Annotated in this window: 12 protein-coding genes; 3 read left to right on the top strand and 9 right to left on the bottom strand. The window is 50.7% G+C overall.

The genetic code is table 11. The annotated features are described in order from the left end of the window. Positions 1-11 precede the first annotated feature (11 nt). From ACO0LN_RS17320 to ACO0LN_RS17310, 3 genes are all read left to right on the top strand, one after another. Positions 12-578, top strand: coding sequence for a YceI family protein (locus tag ACO0LN_RS17320; protein WP_422975895.1), 567 nt, complete (start codon positions 12-14; stop codon positions 576-578). A gap of 59 nt (positions 579-637) precedes the next feature. Next, the gene (locus ACO0LN_RS17315) at positions 638-1,204 is read left to right on the top strand and encodes a YceI family protein (RefSeq protein ID WP_422975893.1); all 567 of its coding nucleotides are present in this window, start codon (positions 638-640) and stop codon (positions 1,202-1,204) included. A gap of 116 nt (positions 1,205-1,320) precedes the next feature. Then, the gene (locus tag ACO0LN_RS17310; protein ID WP_422975891.1) at positions 1,321-1,713 is read left to right on the top strand and encodes a MarR family winged helix-turn-helix transcriptional regulator; all 393 of its coding nucleotides are present in this window, start codon (positions 1,321-1,323) and stop codon (positions 1,711-1,713) included. Between the two features lie 73 nt (positions 1,714-1,786). Here the strand turns inward: ACO0LN_RS17310 and ACO0LN_RS17305 are convergent, their stop codons facing one another. The 9 genes from ACO0LN_RS17305 to queA form a co-directional block, all read right to left on the bottom strand. Then, complete coding sequence (locus tag ACO0LN_RS17305; protein ID WP_422975889.1) at positions 1,787-4,882, bottom strand: efflux RND transporter permease subunit; 3,096 nt, start codon at positions 4,880-4,882, stop codon at positions 1,787-1,789. Continuing rightward, positions 4,879-6,231 (bottom strand): efflux RND transporter periplasmic adaptor subunit, encoded by a 1,353-nt coding sequence (locus ACO0LN_RS17300; RefSeq protein ID WP_422975887.1) that lies wholly within the window; start codon positions 6,229-6,231, stop codon positions 4,879-4,881. The genes ACO0LN_RS17305 and ACO0LN_RS17300 overlap by 4 nt, the downstream gene beginning before the upstream one ends. 252 nt (positions 6,232-6,483) lie before the next feature. Then, entirely contained in the window at positions 6,484-7,506 is a 1,023-nt protein-coding gene (secF, locus tag ACO0LN_RS17295) for a protein translocase subunit SecF (RefSeq protein WP_422975885.1), read from the bottom strand. A 33-nt stretch (positions 7,507-7,539) separates the two neighbouring features. Then, the gene (secD, locus tag ACO0LN_RS17290) at positions 7,540-9,417 is read right to left on the bottom strand and encodes a protein translocase subunit SecD (protein WP_422975883.1); all 1,878 of its coding nucleotides are present in this window, start codon (positions 9,415-9,417) and stop codon (positions 7,540-7,542) included. Between the two features lie 79 nt (positions 9,418-9,496). Beyond that, complete coding sequence (gene yajC, locus ACO0LN_RS17285) at positions 9,497-9,823, bottom strand: preprotein translocase subunit YajC (RefSeq protein WP_422949452.1); 327 nt, start codon at positions 9,821-9,823, stop codon at positions 9,497-9,499. A gap of 276 nt (positions 9,824-10,099) precedes the next feature. After that, positions 10,100-11,575, bottom strand: coding sequence for a YdgA family protein (locus ACO0LN_RS17280; RefSeq protein WP_422975881.1), 1,476 nt, complete (start codon positions 11,573-11,575; stop codon positions 10,100-10,102). Between the two features lie 219 nt (positions 11,576-11,794). After that, entirely contained in the window at positions 11,795-13,318 is a 1,524-nt protein-coding gene (locus tag ACO0LN_RS17275) for a flavin monoamine oxidase family protein (protein ID WP_422975879.1), read from the bottom strand. A 318-nt stretch (positions 13,319-13,636) separates the two neighbouring features. Continuing rightward, positions 13,637-14,770, bottom strand: a complete 1,134-nt coding sequence (gene tgt, locus ACO0LN_RS17270; protein WP_162039972.1) for a tRNA guanosine(34) transglycosylase Tgt — start codon at positions 14,768-14,770, stop codon at positions 13,637-13,639. Then, positions 14,763-15,812: a tRNA preQ1(34) S-adenosylmethionine ribosyltransferase-isomerase QueA gene (gene queA, locus ACO0LN_RS17265; protein WP_422975877.1), complete on the bottom strand. Its 1,050-nt coding sequence runs from the start codon at positions 15,810-15,812 to the stop codon at positions 14,763-14,765. The genes tgt and queA overlap by 8 nt, the downstream gene beginning before the upstream one ends. Positions 15,813-15,899 lie beyond the last annotated feature (87 nt).

The following is a 15,899-nucleotide window of genomic DNA, read 5'->3' as shown; positions in this document are numbered from 1 at the left end:
CAGGTACAAGTATGTCCACCTATTCCACGAAAAAAATCGCTATTTCTGCTGCTGTCGCCTTGCTGATCGCCAGCCCGGCCATTGCCGCCGCCCTGAAGGTTGATGCGGCAAAAAGCACGGTCAACATTGTGTTCAAGCAAATGAATGTACCCGTTGATGCCAAATTCAAAAAAATTGCGGCCAACATTGATTACGACAGCGCCAAACCTGAAGCATCCAAAGCAACAGTAGATATTGATGTTGCCAGCTTTGACCTTGGTGACGCTGAATACAATAAAGAAGTCTTGAAGAAGGAATGGTTCAACGCTGCCGCCTTCCCTAAGGCCAGCTTTGTCTCTACATCCATGAAGGCAGGTACGGCAGGCAAGCTTGATGTCACCGGCAAGCTCAGCATCAAGGGTAAAACCGTGGATGTCAGCTTCCCTTTAAGCGTCAAGAAAGAAGGCAACAGCCAGGTGTTTGACGGCAGCCTGCCTATCAAACGCCTCACCTTCAATATCGGTGAAGGTGAATGGAAAGATACCGGCATGGTCGCCGATGAAGTACAGATCAAGTTTCACGTAGTAACAAACCCGTAATACCGAGTACCAAACCTTATTTTTTAATCAAACAAATTTTCGCCATCCAGGAGTCATAAATGAAAATTGCTAAACTTATCGCTGCCGCTTTGTTGATCAGCACTGCACCTGCATTTGCACAAACATACAACATCGAACCTAACCATACTTATCCTAGCTTTGAAGCTGACCACATGGGCATCTCTGTATGGCGCGGCAAATTCAATAAAACTTCAGGCAAAATCGTGCTGGACCGTGCTGCGAAAACCGGTACTGTCGATATCACTATCGATGCTAGCTCTCTGGACTTTGGCCATGAAAAAATGAATGAACATGCAAAAGGTAAGGACATGTTCAATGTGGCGCAATTCCCTACAGCGACTTACAAAGGTACATCCATCAAATTTAATGGCGACACACCAGTTGCTGTTATCGGTGAATTGACTATGCTGGGCGTGACCAAACCAGTGACGCTGACGATCAATAAATTCAAATGTATCGAACATCCTATGTTCAAGAAAGAAGCTTGCGGCGCGGATGCCACAGCAGAATTCAAACGTACAGATTTCGGTTTGAATTATGGCACACCACGTTTTGCACCAGAGGTAAAACTGGCTATCCAGGTTGAAGCAATCAAGGCTGATTAATTATTGAATTAGTTGCAGTCCCTGGTGTGATGCATTCGGCGCATCACACCATAATCCTCACAAACTATCTTATGGGCGAACGTTACCTGCGCAGCATACGATTACTGTCGGAGTGCATGCAATTATTTGAACAGGCTTCTGCCAGGAATGTGCGCAAGCTTGGTTTTACGCATTCGCAATTCGATATCATCGCGACTCTGGGCAATACGCCAGGTATGACCTGCAAAGAGCTCGGTGAAAAAACCCTGATCACCAAGGGCACACTCACTGGTGTGCTTGACAGACTGGAACAAAAGGGTTTGGTACAACGTGAACGCGGCAATGATGACCGCCGCCAGTTGTTCGTTAAACTGACACCTGTGGGTGAAACCACCTTTGATAATATCTTCCCCCAGGTCGTACAATCCGGCAAGCAGCGCTTCAAGACTTATACCGAAGATGACTACCTGAATCTGGAAAGAAGCTTGCTCAAGCTAAGGCAGCATTTGCAGGAAGACGATTGCAATTAAGCAATCGCCAGAAAATCAGTTCACGTATCACTGCCTATCCGCAAGCTGATTGCCTGCGGACAGAATCCAGCAATTATTTCACCGGCAAGGCATCACCAACGATGGGCCCGCTACCACTGAAACGGTCCAGCGCCAGATAAATAACGGGTGTAATGAACAGGGTAATTGCCTGCGAGAAGATCAGGCCACCCACCACTGCCAGACCCAGAGGCTGGCGCAATTCAGCACCCGCACCCAGTCCCAGGGCAATCGGCAAGGCACCAACCAGCGCAGCGAGTGTGGTCATCATGATGGGACGGAAGCGTTGTATGCAGGCTTCACGTATCGCCTCTGGCGGCGTCATATTGTGATGTCTTTGCGCATCAAGCGCAAAGTCGATCATCATGATCGCATTCTTCTTGACGATACCGATCAGCAGCAAGATACCGATGGTGGCAATCAGGGTCAGGTCTTCGCCAAACATCTGCAGGGTCAGCAAAGCACCGACAGCGGCAGAAGGCAAGCCAGCGAGGATGGTGATGGGGTGTATATAACTTTCGTACAATACACCAAGCAAGACATAGATCACCAGCAAGGCGGCAACGATGAGGATCACCTGGCCAGATTGAGAATCCTTGAACACCGCTGCATCGCCACCATAGGTAGTGATAATGGAAGAAGGCAATTTGATTTCATCGCGGTATTTTTCTATGCGGTTAGTCGCCTCACCCAGGGCTGTGCCGGGTGCCAGGTTGAAAGATACCGTCACCGCCTGCAATTGCCCTACGTGATTGATGGCGGTCGGCCCTACCGTGCGTTTGACGGTAGCAATACTGGAGAGCGGTACCAAAGTACCGGTATTACCGCGTACATAAATGCCATTGATGGCGCTTTCATCTTTCTTCGCATCTGGCGCCACTTCCATGATGACCTGATAGCTATCAACATTGGTGTACATCGTCGATATCTGACGTTCGCCAAAGGCGCTGTACAGAGCTGAACGTATGCTATCCATGGACACGCCCAGGGCATTAGCGCGGTCACGGTCAATATTGATACTGGCCTGCAAACCCTTCAATTGCGAGTCTGTGGTGACATCCTTGAAACCGGGGTCAGTACGCAGTTTTTCTTGCAGCTTGATGGCCCATTCGCTGAGTGAACCAGCTTCCACACTTTGCAAAATGTATTGGTACTGGCTCTTGCTGGGGCGGCCACCCAATTGCAAGTTTTGGGTAGGGCGCAGGAAAACAGCAATACCAGGAACTTCATTGAGTTTCTTGCGCAAACCATCAACAACATCCTTCATCGGCTTGCGTTCACCACGTGGCTTCAGGTTGACGAACATGCGACCTGTATTTTGCGAACCACTGCCACCATTGAAAGAAGTTGCAGTAGCCACATTAGGATCATCGCGTATGATCTTGGCGACCCTGTCCTGCAAGCTGACCATGGCTGGGAAAGAAGTTTCTTCTGCCGCCTCGGTCGAGACATTGATCTGCCCTATATCTTCCTGGGGGAAGAAACCCTTGGGGATGACATTGAACAGATAGGCCGTGGCAGCAAAGGTTGCCAGAGCGATCAGCAGCACCAGTTTGCGGTGGCGCAATGCCAGGTCCAAACCACGGGTATAAGCACGCAAGGACGCATCGAAACTGCTTTCAAATACATGCAACATCGCAGCCACTGCCTTTGGCGGTTCTTTCAGTTCATGCTCACTTTTCAGAAAACGGCTGGCCAGCATGGGCACCAGCGTCAAAGAAACGAATGCTGAGGCGACGATGGCCAGACTGACGATGACGGCAAACTCATGGAATAGCTGACCAATGACGCCAGGCATGAAGAAGATGGGAATGAATACCGCGACCAGCGAAGTCGAAATCGAAATGATGGTGAACCCCACTTCACGCGAACCCTGCAATGCGGCCTTGAAAGGTGGTTCGCCATTCTCAACGTGGCGCATGATATTTTCCAGCATGACGATGGCATCATCGACCACCAGGCCCACAGCCAGTGTCAGCCCCAGCAGCGAGACATTGTCCAGCGTATAACCAAAGCCCCATAAAAGAGCAATAGAACCAACCAGGGACACAGGCAAAGACAGAGTCGGAATGATGGTTGCGACCATGCGGCGCAAGAACAGGAAAATGACTATCACCACCAGGAATATCGTCAGCAATAAGGTCAGGTTCACGTCATGCAAAGCATCCCGGATGGAAATGGACCTGTCATTCACCAGATTCATTTTGACGGAAGCTGGCAATTGCGCTTTGAAGCCAGGCAAGGCCGCCTTGATGGAATCGACCACCTTGACGGTGTTGGCATCAGTCTGCCTTTGTATTGCCAGGGTAATCGAACTTTCGCCATTAAAATTGGCGTTGGTTTTGACTTGCTCGTAGCTATCTTCAACCGTGGCAACTTCACGCAGGCGCACAACTTGCCCGCCTTTATTGCTGACCACCAGATTGGCAAATTCTGCAGCACTCTGCATTTGCTTATTGGCCAGCAGTGTCAGTGTTTGCTTGTCGCCATCCAGCGTACCGACTGGCGTGTTTGCATTCGAGGTACGGATGGACGCTGACAATTCATCGAGTGTCAGGTTGCGTGCCTGCAAGGCATCTGGCATGACGCGTATGCGCACGGCATAACGCTTGATACCAAAAATATTTACCTGGGCCACACCTTCGAGCGTCGATAAACTGGGTGAGATCAAATGCTCTGCATAGCTGGTCAGTTCAGCAAGACTCAGCGATGGCGATGTCAGGGCAATGAACAACACAGGCGCATCAGCAGGATTGACCTTGCGATACGATGGTGGTGATGTCATATCGACTGGCAAAGAGCGCTGCGCACGCAACAATGCCGCCTGCACATCCACAGCGGCGGCATCAACATTGCGGTTCTGGTCAAATTCCAGCGTCAACGAGGTAGAGCCGAGAGTGTTGCTGGAACTAATGATAGACAGGCCGGGTATGGTAGCAAACTGCTTTTCAAGCGGTAACGCCACTGAGGTTGCCATGGTCTCAGGACTGGCACCAGGCAAGTTGGCATTCACGCTGATGACCGGCGTGTTATAACTGGGCAAAGCCGCGATAGGGATGTAACGGTAGGCTAGGACACCTGCCACGACGATGGACAGGTTCAGCAATACCGTCATGACCGGACGGCGTATGAATAATTCAGACAAATTCATGATGCGCTCGCGGCTGAGGCTGCTGGTGCTGTGGATGCAGCAGGCGCAGTGTTTGTAGATGCAGCCGTTGCAGATGAAGCGCTGGAGGAAGAAGCACCAGCGGAAGTACCGGCAGATGCCCCGGCAGCAGACTCAGCCTTGCCTGCACCCTTGGCACCCTTGCCTGCTTTGTCACCCTTGCCTTCTTTACCATCGCCATTACGTTCCTTGATGCTGGCGCCCGGACGCAGGTTTTGTTTGCCATCCAATACGACTTTGGAACCTGCCTCTATGCCAGTAACAACAGCATCATTACCGAAACTGTTGGTCACGACCACAGGCTTCATGATGGCCTTACCTTCGGCATCAACGATATATACAGAGCTTCCACGGGGACCAACGATGACAGCATCCTGCGGCACCACGACGACATCTTTGAGAGTCTGTACGCTGAGCTCCAGATTGGCATAGGCACCAGGCCAGAGTTTCAGTTCCTTGTTGTCAAATACTGCCTTGACCTTGATCGTGCCAGACGCAGCATCCACGGCATTATCGACGAACTGTAATTTGCCTTTGAATTTGACCGTCGTGTCTGGCAAATTGGCCATGACATAACTGTCGCTGCGCCTCAGGCTTTCCAGCGCATCTGGCAGATTGCGTTGTGGCAGCGGGAAAGCAATCGTCACCGGGTCCATCTGGGTAATGCTGACCAGCGGCGTTGCAGTCGCAGGCTGTACCAGGGAACCGGGGAACACGCTGATGATGCCAGTCCGGCCAGCCGAAGGTGCCACTATGCGGTTATAGCTGAGCGCAACGCGGGCGGCATTCACTGCAGCCTTGTCAGAAGCAATCACGGCTTGTTGGGCATCGACCTGGGTCTGGCTAGTGTCGGCAACACTTTGGGCAACAAATTTCTTGCTGACCAGATCCTTGTTGCGCACAAGCTGGCGCTGATAGTCGGCCAGCGACGCCAGGTCTTTGTCGAGTTGTGCCTGGGCTTTTGCCAGGTTGACTTCATCGACACGGCTATCCAGAGTGAACAAGACATCACCAGCTTTGACGAACTGCCCTTCCTTGATATGTACCTTGGCGATAGTGCTGCTGACTTGCGGGCGGATATCGACGGTGTTTAATGCAGTGACCACGCCATTGGCAGTAATCCTGACATCATAGTCACGCTTTTGTGCAATGATGGTGGAGACAGTAACTGGACGGTTTTGCGCGGCACCGGCGCCGGCAGGGCCACTACCGCCCGCCTTTGCCGTAGCCCCCTCACCCGCAGCCTTGTCAGATGACTTGTAATAAGTGTAAGCCGCGCCCGAGGCGGCTGCCAGAGCTGCAACGATGATCAGGGTTTTGAATTTGCTCATATTATTTTTATCCAGTGCAGGAATCGCTACCAATAAGCTTTTCCATGCGTTTCTTTACGAAGTGTTGACTTCTTACGTCAATTTGCAATTTCTCCTCAGACACAAACCGACCTTAAAAAGTTCAGAACCGAAATGCTAACAAAGAAAAAGCCAGCACACAGGCTGGCTTTCATTTTAGATACCTTCCGTTACATGGAAGAGACACAATTGCTAGGTTTTAAACAATCTGTTCAAACACCACACTTAGCACCTTTATACCACTGCACCATCCGTATCGTCTTTTTCTTTGACTGGCTTGATCAGGTCTTCACGCTTGACACCCAGCCACATCGCAATCGCTGCTGCAACGAATACGGAAGAGTAAATACCAAAGCAAATACCTATCGTCAGAGCAACTGCAAAATAATGTAAAGTCGGGCCACCGATCAGCAACATCGACAACACCATCATCTGGGTACAACCGTGAGTAATGATGGTGCGTGAGATTGTGCTGGTAATCGCGTTGTCGATAACCTCGGTCACAGACATCTTGCGCTGCTTGCGGAAATTTTCACGGATACGGTCAAAAATAACCACAGACTCATTCACCGAGTAACCCAGCACCGCCAGTACTGCTGCCAGTACCGACAAGTTGAACTCCCATTCAAAGAAGGCAAAGAAACCCAGGATGATGATAACGTCATGCAGGTTGGCGACAATAGCAGCCACCGCAAACTTCCATTCAAATCGTATTGCCAGATACAGCATGACGCCCAGTATCACGAACAATAATGCCATCAAACCATCATGCGCCAGCTCATCACCGACCTGGGCACCAACGAGCTCTACCCTTTGCAGCTTGACCAATTCGGTTTTGGCAGCATCCTGACAAGCGAGTTTTTCTGTGGTCGCACCATTCGCTGCACTGGCTGGAACTTTACTAAGGTTGCCATTTTCAATTTTGCAAAGTGCCTCAAACACGGTATCAGCAACACTGACCTTGGCATCCTTTTTTGTTTCCGGCAAACGTATCACCACGTCTTGCGCCTTACCAAAGGTTTGTACTGGTGAATCCTTGAAACCCAGCTCTTCTACCTTGTGGCGTATGGCATCGACATTGGCCGCCTTGGGGTAGGTCACTTCCATGACCGTACCACCGGTAAACTCAACCGAGAATTGCAGGCCCTTGTGCAGCAGGAAAAACACGGCTGCGACAAAAGTCAGTGCAGAAATGACATTGAATATCAGCGCATGGCGCATGAAAGGAATGTCTTTTTTAATACGGAATAATTCCATGATGAATTCCTGTGTTCTTGATAGTCTGGCTACTTACTTGCCAGCGTTGTCTGTTGGTTTCCAGATCGTTCCAATAGAAATGGACGCCAGTTTTTTCTTTCTTCCGTACCAGAAGTTCACAACGCCGCGTGAGACGAATACGGACGAGAATATCGAAGTCAGAATACCCAGACAGTGAACTACAGCAAAACCGCGAATCGCACCAGAACCAAATACCAGCAGGGCCAGGCCAACGATGAGGGTAGTCACGTTGGAATCAAGAATCGTGGCCCACGCGTGGTCAAAACCTTCTTCTATGGCTTTTTGCGGTGTCTTGCCTGCGCGCAGTTCTTCGCGTATGCGTTCATTGATCAGCACGTTGGCGTCAATCGCCATACCCAGCGCCAATGCAATCGCGGCAATACCCGGCAAGGTCAGCGTTGCCTGCATCAGTGACAAAATCGCCACGAGCAAGAGTACGTTGAAAGACAGTGCCAGCACGCTGAAGAAGCCAAACATCAGGTAGTAGGCAATCATGAAAACGGAGATTGCGATAAAACCATACAGTGTCGAATTGCGACCCTGCTTGATATTTTCCACACCCAGTTGTGGGCCTATCGTGCGTTCTTCTATGATTTCCATAGGCGCGGCCAGAGAACCCGCGCGCAACAACAAAGCCAGGTCACCAGCAGCGGATGATGTACCCATGCCAGTGATGATGAAACGATTGCGCAATTCATCATTGATGGTTGGTGCGATCAACACTTCGCCCTTGCCTTTTTCAAACAGGACGATCGCCATGCGCTTGCCTATGCGGGAGCTGGTCGCATTGCCCATGCGTTTGCCGCCGTCACCATTCAAATCAACGCTGACAGCAGGCTGCTGGTGCTGGTCAAAAGTGGAGGTGGCATTGGTAATGTCGTCACCAGTAATGACAGGGTCTTTGGTGAGTATCAGGTACTCTCCACGGTTGGAGATGAATTTTTCTGAGCCATAAGGAACAGCAGTATTGGCATCAACTGCACCAATGACACTTTCATCCAGCAAACGGACTTCCAATGTTGCGAGGCGGTTGATAATATCCTTGGCGCGCGCGACGTCCTGTACGCCCGGCAATTGAACAACAATACGGTCAGCCCCCTGTTGCTGAATGATAGGTTCAGCAACACCCAGCTCATTGACGCGCTTGGACAAGGCGGTAATATTTTGTTTGATACCTTCCGAGACTACATCTTTCAGTGCTTTGGGCTTCAAACTTACCTGCAAGCCAAAGTCGGCGCCATCACCACCGGCGGTGTCGAGCAAATCGACATCTGTCATCTGTGACAGCAAGACATTCTTGGCCTTGGTACGTTCTTCTGCATCACGGAACTTGACCTTGATCAGGTCACCTTCACGGTTCAAGCCCGCATGGCGCACTTCTTTTTCACGCAAATTGCTACGCACGCTGGAGACCAGGCTTTGCATGCGTTTGTTCATGACAGCCTTGGTATCGACCTGCATGAGGAAATGCACACCACCACGCAAATCCAGGCCCAGGAACATAGGCAGTGCATGCATGTTTTGCAACCACTTTGGCGTATTCGCCAAAAGGTTGAAGGCCAGCGTATAAGTAGGATCAGCGGGATCAGCGTTCAGGGCTTTTTCGAGAGCTGCCTTGGCCTTGAACTGAGTATCCGTATCTTCAAAACGGGCGCGGACTGTGCCTTGCACACCGTTATATTCATAGGAGATATCCTTGCTTTTCAGGCCAGCCTGTTCCAGCGCTTTTTCTACACGGCCAGCCATGTCAGATTCGACTTTGACGGTGGCTTTACCGCTACTGACTTGCACTGCAGGTGATTCGCCAAAGAAATTTGGCGCAGTATACAAAGCACCGAACAGCAGGGCGATCAGAATCAGTATGTACTTCCAGAGTGGATAGCGATTCATAATGGGGAAAATAATTGGAAGCTAAAAAAGCACAACGCAGCCCAGTTTACTTTTGGACTGCGTTGCCGTGTTTTTCTGATTAAATCGCTTTAATCGTACCCTTGGGCAGCATCATGGTGATGGACATCTTTTGCACGACGACTTCTGTGCCATTGGCAATTTCTATCGTGATGTAAGCATCAGTTACCTTGGTCACTTTACCCAGGATACCGCCTGCGGTGACTACTTCATCATTTTTTGCCAGGGCGTCCATCATTGCCCTTTGCTCTTTCTGACGCTTCATCTGAGGGCGTATCATCAGGAAATACATTACTGCTACCATCAGGAGCAAAGGCCACATAGTCAGCAGATTGCTCTGGAGATCGCCGCCAGCGGCTGCTTGTGCGTAAGCATTGGAAATAAACACGTTCAGACTCCTGTCATTTTAATAATGAAATTCTAATTTCCTGGCTAAAACCCGGATATAAATTGCCGCAATTATTGCTCAATTCCTGGTATATAGCACCAAATGCCTATTTTTCAATCGGCAAAGCGGCGTATTTTAGCATCGCCCATGCGAAATGCTGGAAATTGTCGGGATATCTGTAAAGAAAGCCGCGCAAAAAAAGGCAGGCAATCATCGGGGCACCCGGATAATTGCCTGCCTTTGAGCGAATAAATGTAAGTTTTACAACAGCAATACTTATTGCTTGCTAAATGGTTTGCCGTTGATGGTCAAAGCACCCTGCTTCCATTCGATTTTGGAACTCAGCAGTTTGCCGCTGCGGGTGATAAAACCCTGGCCTTCGAAAGCCTGAATTTGTTGGGCCATGGCAGCCTGGGCAGCTTTTTGGGCTTCCGGATCTTTTTGGCTCGCCCCGCCAAGTTTGGCGACCAGCGCTTCTGTCAAAGTCACATCCAGGTTGCTTTGCAATTTTGGCAGCAGCAACATAGGGTTGGCTGCATCTGCCGCTGTTGCACCTACCAGCTTGGCAGAACCCGAGAGTTTTGCCTCGCCATCCACCGTCATGACGCTCAGGCGCTCCAGCGCCAGCTCTGGTTCTTTTTGCAAAACAATAGCCGCAACCTCATCCCACACGGCTTTCAGGGCAGCTCTTTTGTCAGGATCACCAGGCGCGCTCATCACATCGGTATAGGCAACAGAAATCTTTGCCAGGGATGGGCCATGAATGCGCTTTACCCCATAGTCGTAATGGAAGTCCGTAAACTCTTGATTATCAAAGCTGAGTTTGGCAGCGCCTATCCTGGCGACAAAGTCCATGAGCTCATCTTTCATAGTGGCTTCAGTGCCGAGCTTGAACTGATCCAGGGTAAAACTTTTCTTGGCTTCGACTTTATCGGTATAGCTGATATTGGCAACAGTGGTTTCAGTCTTGCCCAAATAAAGTCGGGTACCTGGATAAGCCTGCGTTACTTCACCTTTGAGGCTGACCGCTCCCAGTTTGAATGACTGACCTTCCAGCCCATCGACGGTCAAACCAGGGGCACTCATGACGACATTAAATGCCTTGTAATCTTTTTCAAAGCCAACTTCCAGACTCAAGCCCTGCCAGTTGACTTTTTCCTTGTCTTTTTCCATGACAGTATTGAATGCCGGGCTGGAAATACTGACACGGCCACTGCCACCATAATTCAGGCGAGAGGTGATGTCTATCGGGTTGGCGGTACCAAACAGCTTGGCAAGCTGGGCCTTGCTTTCTGCATCCAGCACCAGTTCAGTCTTGATCAGGGCGGCACCATAACCACGGAATGCAGGCAGCGGGCCATGCTGGATATGGTTAATGAAATGTATTTGCAGCGGTTTAGATGCCTTCTCTGCCACTGCAGGTTCTGCGGCAGGGCTAGCTGCCGTTGCAGGATTATCGGCAGCTGGCTGCTCCGCAGCATTTGTATCAGCACCGGTGTCAGCGCCCGGCATGGGAAAATCCGGTTTTTTCATGCCAGGGAAAGTCAGCTCCAGCGTCGTATCCTGGGTAGAAGAAAAGATACAGCGCTGATAATCTTGCTTGATGACTTTGACATAGGGAGAAGATTTAGCCTGATTCTGGCTGGATTCTGTCAGCTTGGCTTCTACACTTTTTCCGGTGTACCAGGCGGCAGCAGGATATGCCACTGCCAGAACCGCGACTACTGCAATCAGTTTCGTACTTTTACTCACAAACTTCCTCCGTGTGAACAACTTGCTTGCCATATGGCCAGGGTCATTATGACCTGCGCAAAGTGTAACAAGCTTCCCCTGGATTGTCATTCTTGCATTTGGCTTCAATACTTTGGTATGTGGCAATATTTCTTGCACTAAAAATGCATAATAAAAAAGGCAGCAAACTTGCGTTGCTGCCTTGCCTGATGATTTGGCCTGCTGCTGGTTTTGCCTGCGTTAGTTGGAACGTATAGTCGCCAGCGCCAGTTCCGAGGTATTCAAAGCACCTTCAACAAAGCCCTGGTAATCAGAATATGCCTCGCCAACGATATGGATATTCTTGGCACCGCTGCCAAAGTCAAAGGCCTTGAACACATCCATGACTTTCCAGGAACGCACGCCCGGTTGCCAGCCATGATTGGCCGCGCCATAAGGAGCTCTCGCCCAGTCGCGTATGCCATAGGTAACGATGGAATTCTTGATAAAGTCGCGGGTATCTTCCAGAGATTTTTCTTCAAACATGTGCTGGGCCTGGTCAGTCAGTTTCAGGCCTGAGCGCTTGATATCGACGAGACGTTTCACATCACGCGCGACGAAAAGCGAGAACGCATCGACGATCTTGACGTTCTGGTCTATCTCGGCGCGGTCATGCTTGTCGGCTTCCATGACGTAGTGTTTCCAGAATTCTGTCGATGGGCGGTCCATGTACAGCAAGACCATGCCATGACCATCCTTGTCCTGGCCTTGCGGGCGGCGGAAATAATGGATTTCACGGGTAGGCAGGCAACTCGCATATTGTTGCGGGCGCTGTGAGTAATCCCACCAGGGTGAATCTGTCACGAAGAACAGTTTCAACATGGGGAAACCATTCATCGCATCAAGCTGGGAAGAGACATGTTCAGGGAGGCAGGATGCCAGCTTCACCAGCGGCATCCTCGGCAAAGCCAGAATCAGCCTGTCGGTCTGCAACTGTATATTGCCATTCTTGGTATGCACATCCAGTTCCAGCCTGGGCTGGCCCATGGCGATTTGCTTGAAGCTGGTCAGCATATGGCCGCCGGCCAGGGTGACATTGCTAAGGCCACGCAATTTGGCCATCAGGCTCTCTGTCAGTTTTGCCGTGCCGCCATCTACACTGGCCAGTTGCTGACCTACGGTTTTCAGAGCGCGCAGCCACCAGATGATCCACTCTATCGCATTCAGATTTTCCGGGATCATGTGATAGAAGGTGCCGGTATCGCGCAACTTGGTCAGTGCCAGATGGCTGAGCGCACCTTCGGCCGACATGGCATTCCAGAAACCCATGCTCCACAGTGGCTGACCATTGAGTTGCGCATGTTTGCGCATGCGCTGGTAATCAGCTTCAGTCTGGGCATCTATCCAGGCCTGGTCTTGTGGGTCTTGCCCCAAGATCAGCATGATGCCGCGCTTGAGCAATTGCAGGGAATTGAGTCCCATTTCCTCGGCAGGCAAATCATAGGTAGGCGCGTTGACTTCCTCACCTTCAGGGCCACTGAACTCGGTCAGCTTGACGCCCAGGTCACGGCACAATTTATCGAAGCGTGGTTGCAGGGTGGGCTCGAAACGCATGGGCCCCCATTCAGCAATGAAGCCATCCAGGTCTTCAGTTTCTATGCGGCCACCCCAGCGGTCAGATGAGGCTTCCAGCACCACGACTTTTTGCCCGGACAAGGCCAGGCGCCAAGCGCAATACAGACCAGAAATGCCGCCGCCGGCAATAATGACGGGATGATAATTCATATCAGACCTCTAGTATTCATTTGTCCACTCGGACGAGAGCGTCATTTTGCCTGCAAGCGGCCTGAATATAATTCGTATTACTGATCAGTCCGTCATTATTTACCGTATTAAATAAGACATTAGGACTTACGCAAAATTGTCCCAACAAGGCTATCGCCTTTAGGAAATCTCCCTTGAAAGAGAGATTCGTTACGTTGGCGGGCAACATGATGTCCGAAACCCCAAAACACCGTAGCGACGAAGGCAGTACTTTAGTACCGATTTTACCAACTACTGGCGCTGCAACGCTTTGGGGCGTTGCGTATGTCCTACACTAGCTCAAACGCCGCGCGCGCGATCTGCGTGGAATTGCTGTACAAACTCGGGGAAGCGTTCATCATCCAATGCTTTACGGATGTTTTTCATCAAATCCAGGTAGTAATGCAGATTGTGGATGGTGTTCAAACGTGCGCCCAGGATTTCACCGGTGCGGTGCAAATGATGCAGGTAAGCGCGCGAGAAATTCTTGCAGGCATAGCATTCGCAAGTTGCATCCAGTGGTTCTTTTTCTTCCTTGTAACGGGCATTCTTGATCTTGATATCGCCAAAGCGGGTAAAGATCCAGCCATTGCGCGCATTGCGGGTAGGCATGACGCAGTCAAACATGTCTATGCCATTGGCGACACCTGCTACCAGGTCTTCCGGCGTACCCACACCCATCAGGTAATGCGGTTTGTTTTCTGGCAGCTTGGGGCCGACGTGCGCGAGTACCCGCATCATGTCTTCCTTGGGCTCACCCACCGACAGGCCACCGATGGCGATACCGTGGAAATTCAGTTCATTCAAGCCAGCCAGGGATTCATCGCGCAGGTGTTCAAACATACCACCCTGGACGATGCCGAACAAGGCATTCGGGTTTTCACCCTGATTGAATTCATCAATGGAACGCTTGGCCCAGCGTAAAGACATGCGCATGGATTTACCTGCTTCTTCTGTCGTTGCTGGCCTGCCATCGATTTCATAAGGCGTGCATTCATCGAATTGCATGACGATATCAGAGTTCAACGAACGCTGGATTTGCATGGAAATTTCTGGAGACAAAAACAGGCGCTCACCACTGATAGGAGAAGAAAACTTGACGCCCTCTTCCGTGATCTTGCGCATCGCACCCAGCGAAAATACCTGGAAGCCGCCTGAGTCAGTCAGGATAGGTTTATCCCAGCCCATGAAACCATGCAGGCCGCCAAATTTGTTCAGTACCTCCGTGCCAGGACGCAGCCACAGGTGGAAAGTATTACCAAGAATGATGTGGGCATCTATCTCTTTCAATTCCAGCGGCGACATCGCCTTGACCGAGCCATAAGTACCCACCGGCATGAAGATAGGCGTTTCGATTTCACCATGGTTGACTTTGACACGGCCACGACGCGCGGCAGTAGTTTTATCTTTTTTGATCAGTGTAAATTCAAGCATGGTCTTCCCCGGAGGAATTGGTCAGCAGCATGGCATCGCCATAGCTGAAAAAACGATATTGTTGAGCGATAGCGTGAGCATAAGCAGCGCGGACGCGATCATACCCGGCAAATGCCGATACCAGCATCATCAAAGTGGATTTTGGTAAGTGGAAATTGGTGATAAGCCTGTCCACGGTTTTGAATACATAACCGGGCGTGATGAACAGGCGGGTGTCATCACTGCCTGCCTGCAAGGCACCGGTTTGTGAAGCCGATTCGAGTGCGCGCATGCTGGTGGTGCCTACAGCCACCACTTTGTCGCCCGCGGCTTTGGTGGCCTGTACAGCTGCCACGGTCTCGTCGGGCACGGTATACCATTCACTGTGCATCTGGTGATCTGCCAGGTTTTCTGTGCGCACAGGCTGGAAAGTACCTGCGCCAACATGCAGGGTTACATAAGCGAGTTTGATGCCCTTATCCTGGCAACGCTGTAACAGCGCTTCGTCAAAATGCAGGCCAGCAGTTGGCGCGGCTACTGCACCAGGTACGCGGTTATACACAGTCTGGTAACGCTGCTCGTCAAAGTCGTCAGCATCATGTTCTATATACGGCGGCAAAGGCAGGCGACCGAATGTCTCCAGCAGAGTGAAAATATCAGACGGGAAATACAGGGTAAAAAATTCACCGACGCGCTCACCGACGACGACATCAAAGCTGTCTGCCAGGCGGATTTTACTGCCCGGCAGCGGCGACTTGGAAGCGCGCATTTGCGCCAGCACACTGCGCTCCTTATCATTATTCGACAGCACACGCTCCACCAGCATCTGTATCTTGCCGCCGCTTTCCTTGACGCCAAAGAAACGTGCTTTCAAGACACGGGTATCATTAAAGACCAGCAAATCACCAGCATTGAGCTGGTTGATGATGTCAGCAAAATGCCTATCGACCAGCGTATCGCCATCAACATGCAAGAGGCGTGAAGCGGTGCGGTCGGGCAAAGGTGTTTGCGCGATCAGGGCTTCAGGCAATTCAAAATCAAAATCACTTAAGGAGTAAGACATGCAAAAATTCTACAAAAACGGGGGTAAAACAGGAAAAACAGACATAAAGCTACTTTACACTGTATAAAATACCAGTAGAATGCACAC

The sequence above is a fragment of the Undibacterium sp. TC9W genome (assembly GCF_049339865.1).
GTDB lineage: Bacteria > Pseudomonadota > Gammaproteobacteria > Burkholderiales > Burkholderiaceae_D > Undibacterium.
The sequence above is the reverse complement of the archived record's forward strand: the minus strand, read 5'-3'. Positions and strand labels throughout refer to the sequence as shown.

Excerpts from the sequence above, each read along its gene's own strand:
- ACO0LN_RS17300 (WP_422975887.1), bottom strand. The coding sequence starts at position 6,231 with ATGAGCAAATTCAAAACCCTGATCATCGTTGCAGCTCTGGCAGCCGCC.
- ACO0LN_RS17320 (WP_422975895.1), top strand. The coding sequence starts at position 12 with ATGTCCACCTATTCCACGAAAAAAATCGCTATTTCTGCTGCTGTCGCC.
- tgt (WP_162039972.1), bottom strand. The coding sequence starts at position 14,770 with ATGCTTGAATTTACACTGATCAAAAAAGATAAAACTACTGCCGCGCGT.
- ACO0LN_RS17310 (WP_422975891.1), top strand. The coding sequence starts at position 1,321 with ATGCAATTATTTGAACAGGCTTCTGCCAGGAATGTGCGCAAGCTTGGT.
- secD (WP_422975883.1), bottom strand. The coding sequence starts at position 9,417 with ATGAATCGCTATCCACTCTGGAAGTACATACTGATTCTGATCGCCCTG.
- secF (WP_422975885.1), bottom strand. The coding sequence starts at position 7,506 with ATGGAATTATTCCGTATTAAAAAAGACATTCCTTTCATGCGCCATGCG.
- queA (WP_422975877.1), bottom strand. The coding sequence starts at position 15,812 with ATGTCTTACTCCTTAAGTGATTTTGATTTTGAATTGCCTGAAGCCCTG.
- ACO0LN_RS17305 (WP_422975889.1), bottom strand. The coding sequence starts at position 4,882 with ATGAATTTGTCTGAATTATTCATACGCCGTCCGGTCATGACGGTATTG.
- ACO0LN_RS17315 (WP_422975893.1), top strand. The coding sequence starts at position 638 with ATGAAAATTGCTAAACTTATCGCTGCCGCTTTGTTGATCAGCACTGCA.
- ACO0LN_RS17275 (WP_422975879.1), bottom strand. The coding sequence starts at position 13,318 with ATGAATTATCATCCCGTCATTATTGCCGGCGGCGGCATTTCTGGTCTG.